9 protein-coding genes are annotated in these 6,603 nt (G+C 71.3%); 3 read left to right on the top strand and 6 right to left on the bottom strand.

The window, feature by feature from the left end; genetic code table 11:
* The first annotated feature begins 1,142 nt into the window (after nucleotides 1-1,142).
* From ACZ6J5_RS34075 to ACZ6J5_RS34065, 3 genes are all read left to right on the top strand, one after another.
* Nucleotides 1,143-1,790 (top strand): hypothetical protein, encoded by a 648-nt coding sequence (locus ACZ6J5_RS34075; RefSeq protein ID WP_352052237.1) that lies wholly within the window; start codon nucleotides 1,143-1,145, stop codon nucleotides 1,788-1,790.
* Nucleotides 1,787-2,272, top strand: a complete 486-nt coding sequence (locus ACZ6J5_RS34070) for a hypothetical protein (RefSeq protein WP_352052238.1) — start codon at nucleotides 1,787-1,789, stop codon at nucleotides 2,270-2,272. The genes ACZ6J5_RS34075 and ACZ6J5_RS34070 overlap by 4 nt, the downstream gene beginning before the upstream one ends.
* 191 nt (nucleotides 2,273-2,463) lie before the next feature.
* Entirely contained in the window at nucleotides 2,464-2,919 is a 456-nt protein-coding gene (locus tag ACZ6J5_RS34065) for a hypothetical protein (protein WP_469397810.1), read from the top strand.
* 831 nt (nucleotides 2,920-3,750) lie between these two features.
* On the opposite strand, the gene ACZ6J5_RS34060 is transcribed toward ACZ6J5_RS34065, so the two are convergent.
* From ACZ6J5_RS34060 to tpg, 6 genes are all read right to left on the bottom strand, one after another.
* Nucleotides 3,751-4,023 carry a hypothetical protein gene (locus tag ACZ6J5_RS34060; protein ID WP_469397809.1) on the bottom strand — a complete coding sequence of 91 codons (273 nt, stop codon included), beginning with the start codon at nucleotides 4,021-4,023 and terminating at the stop codon, nucleotides 3,751-3,753.
* Nucleotides 4,023-4,262: a hypothetical protein gene (locus tag ACZ6J5_RS34055; RefSeq protein ID WP_469397808.1), complete on the bottom strand. Its 240-nt coding sequence runs from the start codon at nucleotides 4,260-4,262 to the stop codon at nucleotides 4,023-4,025. Before ACZ6J5_RS34055 ends, ACZ6J5_RS34060 begins: the two co-directional genes overlap by 1 nt.
* A 106-nt stretch (nucleotides 4,263-4,368) precedes the next feature.
* Nucleotides 4,369-4,533 (bottom strand): hypothetical protein, encoded by a 165-nt coding sequence (locus ACZ6J5_RS34050; protein ID WP_469397807.1) that lies wholly within the window; start codon nucleotides 4,531-4,533, stop codon nucleotides 4,369-4,371.
* A gap of 20 nt (nucleotides 4,534-4,553) precedes the next feature.
* Complete coding sequence (locus ACZ6J5_RS34045; RefSeq protein ID WP_469397806.1) at nucleotides 4,554-4,895, bottom strand: hypothetical protein; 342 nt, start codon at nucleotides 4,893-4,895, stop codon at nucleotides 4,554-4,556.
* Nucleotides 4,896-5,113: 218 nt separating this feature from the next.
* Nucleotides 5,114-5,893, bottom strand: coding sequence for a hypothetical protein (locus tag ACZ6J5_RS34040; protein ID WP_469397805.1), 780 nt, complete (start codon nucleotides 5,891-5,893; stop codon nucleotides 5,114-5,116).
* 104 nt (nucleotides 5,894-5,997) lie between these two features.
* Nucleotides 5,998-6,585 (bottom strand): telomere-protecting terminal protein Tpg, encoded by a 588-nt coding sequence (tpg, locus tag ACZ6J5_RS34035; protein ID WP_469397804.1) that lies wholly within the window; start codon nucleotides 6,583-6,585, stop codon nucleotides 5,998-6,000.
* Nucleotides 6,586-6,603 lie beyond the last annotated feature (18 nt).

Raw genomic sequence — 6,603 nt, 5'->3', positions numbered from 1 at the left:
CCCTCCCCGACGCTCTGCCTACCTGGGGGCGGTCGCTGCGCTCCCGCTGGCCCTCGCGATGCGAGGGCCGTCCCCTCCGCTGCGCTCCTGGGACGGGTGGGGCCGGCCGCTGCGCGCCCGGCAGGCCGCGCGGTGCGCGGCCGGGCCGATCGGGTGGGTGGGTGCGGCTGATGGGGCCTCCAGTGGGGGAGTTGGGGAGCGCGGGGCGCTCCCGGCAGGTCCGCTGCGCTCCCCCGCCTGACGGTCCTTCCGGCTGCGCCTCCAGAACCGTTGGGGCCCGCTGGCGCGGGTCGGGCTGGCCGCGAGGGGGAGGGGCGCTCGTTCGTGTGAGTTCCAGTGTAGTGCATGCATCGGGTTGATGCAGCATGTACCGTTGGCGGAAACACGGGACACCCCCCAACCACCCGGGTGGGGCGCGGCTTTTGATGCAAGGTCAGCGCCGGAATTCGGTTTCCCCGACTCACGCGAGGAATAACGAATTGGGAAGTTGCGGACCCGAGCCACAGAACGGTACCTCAGATATCGGAAAGGCTGAATTCCGGCGTCCGGAGGTACCGGAGCCGAATGGCCCCCTAGGGCCGGGCGGCGGAACCGCCCACCGGCACCGGCCGCGCTTCCATGCTTTTGAGCGTCACGGCCGGTACCACCCGAGACTCAGAGCCGCTGCTGCCGTCCACGACCCGCAGCGGGCCGACGGGGCCGCACGCGAAGCCGCGCGCGCCACGACGGGGTCCGGCCGGCGGGCTCTGTCGCTGCTGCTGGTGGGCGGATCCCACGGCGTGGCGGTGCTTGATCACGGCGGGGAGAACCGGTATCACGCGCGCGCACGTTCTAGAGGCAAGAGCCGCACGTTTCCGCAGGTCAGGGAGTCGAGTTCAGGAAGATATGTCAGCCCTGGACTGACATATCTCGGTCGCGACGTCAGCCGGTCCTGACCGATCAACATCGTTTCGTGGCACTAATGCCACGAAACGATGCGCGGTGCGTCAGCGCGAGGTTCGGACCCGATCCGGACGCGGAGGTCAGTCCAGGGCTGACGTACGGGTGACTTTCGTGTCGGCGCTGCTGCGTTTTGGTGGCACTACTGCCACGGTTCTCCGCTATGGTTCTGACACCACAACGATCAAGGAGGCAGCGACCCTATGAGCTCAGGGCCCCTGGACGGCAGCGCAGCGCCGAAGCTGCCCGGCGCCCCGTCCCGTCGGCGGCGGCGCCCGAAGCCGCCGCCCACCGCCTACAACCGGTCCTCCGGCTCCACCATCGAGCTGCCCGCCGGCCATGCCGCCCAGGTCTTCCCGGTCGGCTCCAGCACGGGGTTCATCGGCGAGGCGTTCTCCATGGACAGCCTGGAGTTCATGCGCTGGGCCGCTGTCCGCTACGACAGCGACCGGTTCGTGCTCGTGGTGCTGTTCCACCTGATGGGATCGCAGAAGCCCGGCGGGCTGATCGAGGCCAAGCACGACGACGTCGCCGAGGATCTCGGGTACAGCCGGCCTCACATCAGCCGCGTCTTCAACGTCCTGGAGGCCGACGGCGCGCTGCGCAGGCTCCAGCGCGGCCTCTACCAGCTCAACCCAGCCGCGTCGCTCAGGGGCGGGCTGAGGGAGCCGGAGAAGGGTGCAAAGAAGCGCGCCAAGGCGGGTATGAGCGACAGGGTGGAGCAGCTGGACCTGTTGCGCGAGATCATGGAGGACCCGGACGCGCCCGATGCGTTCCGGGCGATGGCCGCTCCGGGCGCGAAGCTGGAAGTGCGCAAGGAGTCGGATGGGGAAGGGAAGGCCACGTCATGACGTCCGCTGCCGAGGAATGGGTTCCACGCCGCAACGTGCTGTGGGGCAGCTTCAACGGTCTCGCGTACGTACCGCGGCTGCCTCCCACCGCCTACACCCTGCTGCTGCACATGATGACCGAGCAGGAGCCGGGGGGCCTGGTCGCCGCCACGCACGACGAACTTGCGTCCGGCCTCGCGATGGAGCGCGGCATGATCAGCCGTGCCATGCCGCACCTGGTCGCCGCCCGGCTCGTCACGGTGGTCCGTCGCGGGCGCTTCCAGCTCCACCCGATGATCGCCGCGTTCAACGATCCCCGTGAGCAGCAGCGAGCCGTCAAGGCGCTGCCTCGGGACATGCGCTTGGATGTCGGCGACTTCGAGGACGAGTACGAGCGCCGCTTCCAGCTCCACCTGGACGAGAAGGCCCGCAAGGCCGAAGCCAAGGCCAAGGGCAACGTCACGCCCATCACCAAGACGACCCGCCTCAAGCGCGTCCACTGACCCGGCCGCCCGCCCGGCCGGGTCCGAGAACGGCGCCGCACCCCTGGTGCGGCGCCGTTCTCGTGCCGGGAGCAGTACATCGTTCCCCTGGAGGGGAAAGCCGCAGGTGGAACGGGTGCGTACGAGCGTTCCCAGGGTGGAGCTCCGCGAGCCGCCCGCCCGGAGGGCGGCCGTCGCGGTAGGAGTGGAACGTGACGTACGACTTCGGCCTCCACTTCACCCAGGAGCTGGGCAACCGCTTCGGCCCGGACCCCGACAACTGGCCCGCGACCGCGGAGCGGGTGACCCCGTTCCTCGCGATCGTCGTGGACGCCCTGGGCGTGGACGAGGGCCTGCGCTGGTTCGAGGCGGCCCGCAAGGCCCACCTGCGCGTGACCGAGGCGGAGCGCGACCGCAGCTACAACTTCGGCTTCGCCCACTACCTCGACACGGCGACCGGGGCACACGAGGACGTCACCCTCCCCGTGATCGCGGCCTTCGAGGCGCTGAAGGCCGCATACACGGTCGCCCGCCACGAGGACAGCACGGACGTCGACGTGTACTTCGAGTGCGCGGCGCAGGCGTGCTCACGTCTGGGCGCCGCACGCCGCGACCGGGTGCAGCAGCTGGAGCAGGGCCGGGAGAGGCGCGCGGCCGCTGCACGGTGAGGCCGGCCTTGCTGCACGAGCAGCACCCGTGTGCCGCCTGGGTCGGGCGACTGCTGCATCGAGGGCGAAGCGGACCGGTGCAGCACCCGGCCTTGCACCCTTCTGCTGCCCTTGCACCCTTCACCACCAGGAGCAGCAGGGCGGGCAGCAAGCAGAAGGGTGCAAAGGGTCTGGGTGGTACCGGAGGGCCACAGCGGGGCCCCGCGCCGGGATGCCAGCGGGGCCGCCCAAGCGGGCCGGGCCGGGCCGTCTGTTGCACCCCAATGTAGGTAGGTAGTTGTAGTACCTACGTGCGGGTTGAACTCTCCCCCCTCTGAGAGCAGAGCTCGCGGCCGGGAGACGAGATCACCGGCACAGGAGCCGAACCGCGGAGACACCGGACTCCGTGAAGCGCTGTACGCCGCCGTGAGAGCCCGAGAGGCCCGTGATCGTTGTCCGGGAGCCCGGAACCGCTCAGAGCGGCGCAGGAGGCCACACAGCGCCGGGAAGGATCATGTGAGCCGTGGTGCTACGGGCACGCTGGTGAGCTACGCCCGACCGTGCGAATGCTGCGCACCCACCAGAACCGCCAACCGAACATCCGCGTCAGCGAGATCTTGCGCAGCCTCTACCACCGGTATCTCGCCTACGCCGGGTGAGAAGAACGCGCTCGTCATCTGGTCAGTCAGTCCTACGTCTTCCTCTTACGCGAGCGATCCCTCACCAACCGGCGGACCCGATCCCTCACCAAACGACGAAGACGCCGGCGCTTCGGACCGTCCTCGTGGTCGGCGCCGGCCTCTTCGACTCCGGCGAGCAGCAGCCGGTCGGCCTGGTCCAGGACGTCGCGGGTCAGACCTCGATGAAGGCGACCACGACGACGGTCTTCAACGCCGTCACCCAGTACACGAGCCGGACCCGTTCGACGTCGTCGACGTACTGGCGCAGCCGCGGCCCGGTGCTGTCGCCGGGGAGCAGCTCGCCCGCATCGGGGTCGACGGAGACGACGACCAGGGCGCGGTCCAGGGCGTGGAGCTCGGCTTCGCTGGTGATGGCGTCCAGCTGCTTGGCGGCGGAGTCGGAGAACGCGATGCGGGCGCGGCGGGGGCCGTGCGGTGCGGGCATCAGGCGACGGCCGGGCGCTGGGCGGCGAGCCGGGCGAGGTGGGCCTCGCGCAGCTCCTCCCACGGCGTGCAGTCCTCCACCGCCGGGAGTCCGTTGGTGGCGATGTCCTCCAGGACGGCGGCGAGCTGGTCGGCGCTCTCGCGGGTCTTCGCCGCGTACGCGCGCAGTCCGTCGGCGGCGGCGGGCTCCAGCTGCTGCCGGACGGCGGCGGTGTCGGCGGGGGCCGGCTGTTCGCTCATCGAGGGCCTCCAGGGCGCGAACGGGCGTGTGCCACCACGGTATCGGCCGGGCGCGGGCGTCGGGGACCACTCGGGCGGACCCGGCCGGGAGCGGGCCGGCCGCGGCTCACATGCCGAACGAGGACTCGACGTCGCCGATGATCTCGCGGGCCAGCTCGGTCACGTCGTCCTTGATGGCGGGGAACTCCACGCTGTCGAGCAGCCCGGTCTGGTCCAGGTACTCGCGGATCCTGTCCACGACGGTGGTCAGCGGGTAGGCATCGTCGTCCACGGTGGCCTCCGTCTCGGTGCTCAGGCGGGGAGGCCGGGCAGGACCTGGCCGTCGGTGATCTGGGGGCGGGCGGTCAGGGCGTGGCCGTCGCAGACCACGTACCGGTCGCCGTTGTCGGCCTGGACGGTGTGGGTGGCCGGCTCGGTGCAGGCCGCGTCCAGCCGGTCGTACGGCCAGACGTTGAAGCAGACGGGGTCCATGCACCAGGAGTCGAAGCCGTCGGCGGTGGCCCGCGCGCGGGCCTTGAGGGTGGCGCCGTGCTCGGGGCACACGCCCCACGGCACGGTGCACCGGCTCGGGTCGGCGACGGTGCTCTGCAGGGCCTGGGCGTAGAGCGCGGCGGTGGCGCTGTCGATGCTCACCCGGGGATTCTTCCGCACCTGCCGGCCGCCCGGCACCGATCCCGGGAGTTACGTTCCGTATCCGCGCCCGGTGGAGTGTCACGCTGCTGCGGGGGCCCGAAAATCGGGGTCAGCCCCCGTGGTTGCGGGCCCGATGGGCAGCGTGACACCCGCCGTGACAGCCGGTTCGAGTAGTGCGTGACAGGGGAGCGTGACAACCCGATGTGCACGCTCGGTGATCAGCGGGCGGGGTGCGCGCGGGTGAGGAGCGCGGTGAGCGTGCCGGTGGCTTCCGGCTCGGATGTGGCGAGCCGGGCCGCGAACGGGAGCTGGTCGACGTCGGCGTCGGGGACCAGGCGGACCAGGGCGGCGAGCAGCGCGGCGAGCAGCGCGGCGTGGGCGAGGACCGGCGCGGGGAGAAGGCCGGCGGCTTCCTCGCGGGCGGCCGGGTCGCGGTAGTGCCCGCGGTGCGCGGCCAGGGCGCGGGCGAGCCAGCCGTCGACGTAGTCCTGGACGTATCCGCCGGCTCGCCGGGTCAGCTCCTCGCGTACGGCTTCGTCCCCGGCCCGGGGCTCGGTCTGCTCCAGCGTGCCGAGCTCGCGCAGCGCCTGGAGCTCGTCGGCGCGGGCCGCGATGCGGGCGGCCTCGCGCAGGTCGGCCTCCCGGGCGGCGGCGGCCGCGGTGTCGGCTTCGAGCTCCGCCCGGACGACGGAGTCGGTGTCCGGGTCGTAGACGGTGCCCGCCGGCGCGGCGGCGAGCAGCTGCTCGATGCGCTCCCACTCCGCCAGCTCGGCCGGGCCGCGGGCGTCGTCGGCCAGGTCCTCGTGCCGGGACGCCTGCCGTGCGTCGAACCGGGCGTCCTCGAGGGCGGCCGCGATGGCGCCGGCGTCCATGCCCTTTGCCCGGCGCCGTACGACGCGGCGGCCGATGCGGGCCGCGTCGACCGGCTCGCGGGGCGCGGCGCGGCCCGGGGCGAGCGAGCGGCGGGCATCGCCGCCGGGCGGCCACATCCTGGTCATCTTTGGCCTCGCATTCATGGTGGGGAATCGGAGCGGGCCGCCGCCAGAGCGCTTCTGCGGCGGCCCGCCGATACGTTTTATAGCAGTCCCTGAATACGGCCGGATCAGAACCGGAAAGAAATCGATCTGACCGCTGTGAAGTCCGCGCGGAGGCCATCGGCTCGGGTGCCCCATTCCGTGAAATACGACTCGGTGATGGCCTTCGCGACGATCGGATGCAGATCCTCCTCCGTCGCACCGGCCTCCTGGAGCTCCAGGATCTGCTTCACGTAGGTGGGCGAGATGTCCGTGGTGATCTGCCGCTCGCGGCCGTCATCCGAGCTGCCCTTGCACGTGAATCCGAAGTAGGCCGTCACGTTCACCATCATCCCTCTGGAGGTGGCCGCCGCCGCGCGTGCCTGTGCCCTGACCTGCGGTTGCCACTCGGATTCGGTTGCTTCCGTCAGGGCGGCCTGGAGCCGCTTCTGCGGCTTCGTCAGATTCCCGGCGAGGTAGCGCTCCACCGTCCGCCGTGAAGTGCCCAGGCGCTCCGCCACGGCTGCGCTGGACCCGCCCTCGCGCCTGCGGAGGAATTTCATGCGTGCCTTTGCTGATTTCGGGGCGGGCCGGGTGAAGAGCTTCCTCTCCGCCTGTGCGAGGGCCTCCAGGACCTTGCCGCGGCGCGGGGCCGGCTGCTGCTCGTGATCGCTCATGGGACAAGTCGGCCACGG

This window comes from Streptomyces sp. NPDC042100 (genome assembly GCF_055582325.1).
This window is presented reverse-complemented; position numbering and strand designations above follow the sequence as displayed.

Excerpts from the sequence above, each read along its gene's own strand:
- ACZ6J5_RS34075 (WP_352052237.1), top strand. The coding sequence starts at position 1,143 with ATGAGCTCAGGGCCCCTGGACGGCAGCGCAGCGCCGAAGCTGCCCGGC.
- ACZ6J5_RS34055 (WP_469397808.1), bottom strand. The coding sequence starts at position 4,262 with ATGAGCGAACAGCCGGCCCCCGCCGACACCGCCGCCGTCCGGCAGCAG.
- ACZ6J5_RS34040 (WP_469397805.1), bottom strand. The coding sequence starts at position 5,893 with ATGACCAGGATGTGGCCGCCCGGCGGCGATGCCCGCCGCTCGCTCGCC.
- ACZ6J5_RS34070 (WP_352052238.1), top strand. The coding sequence starts at position 1,787 with ATGACGTCCGCTGCCGAGGAATGGGTTCCACGCCGCAACGTGCTGTGG.
- tpg (WP_469397804.1), bottom strand. The coding sequence starts at position 6,585 with ATGAGCGATCACGAGCAGCAGCCGGCCCCGCGCCGCGGCAAGGTCCTG.
- ACZ6J5_RS34060 (WP_469397809.1), bottom strand. The coding sequence starts at position 4,023 with ATGCCCGCACCGCACGGCCCCCGCCGCGCCCGCATCGCGTTCTCCGAC.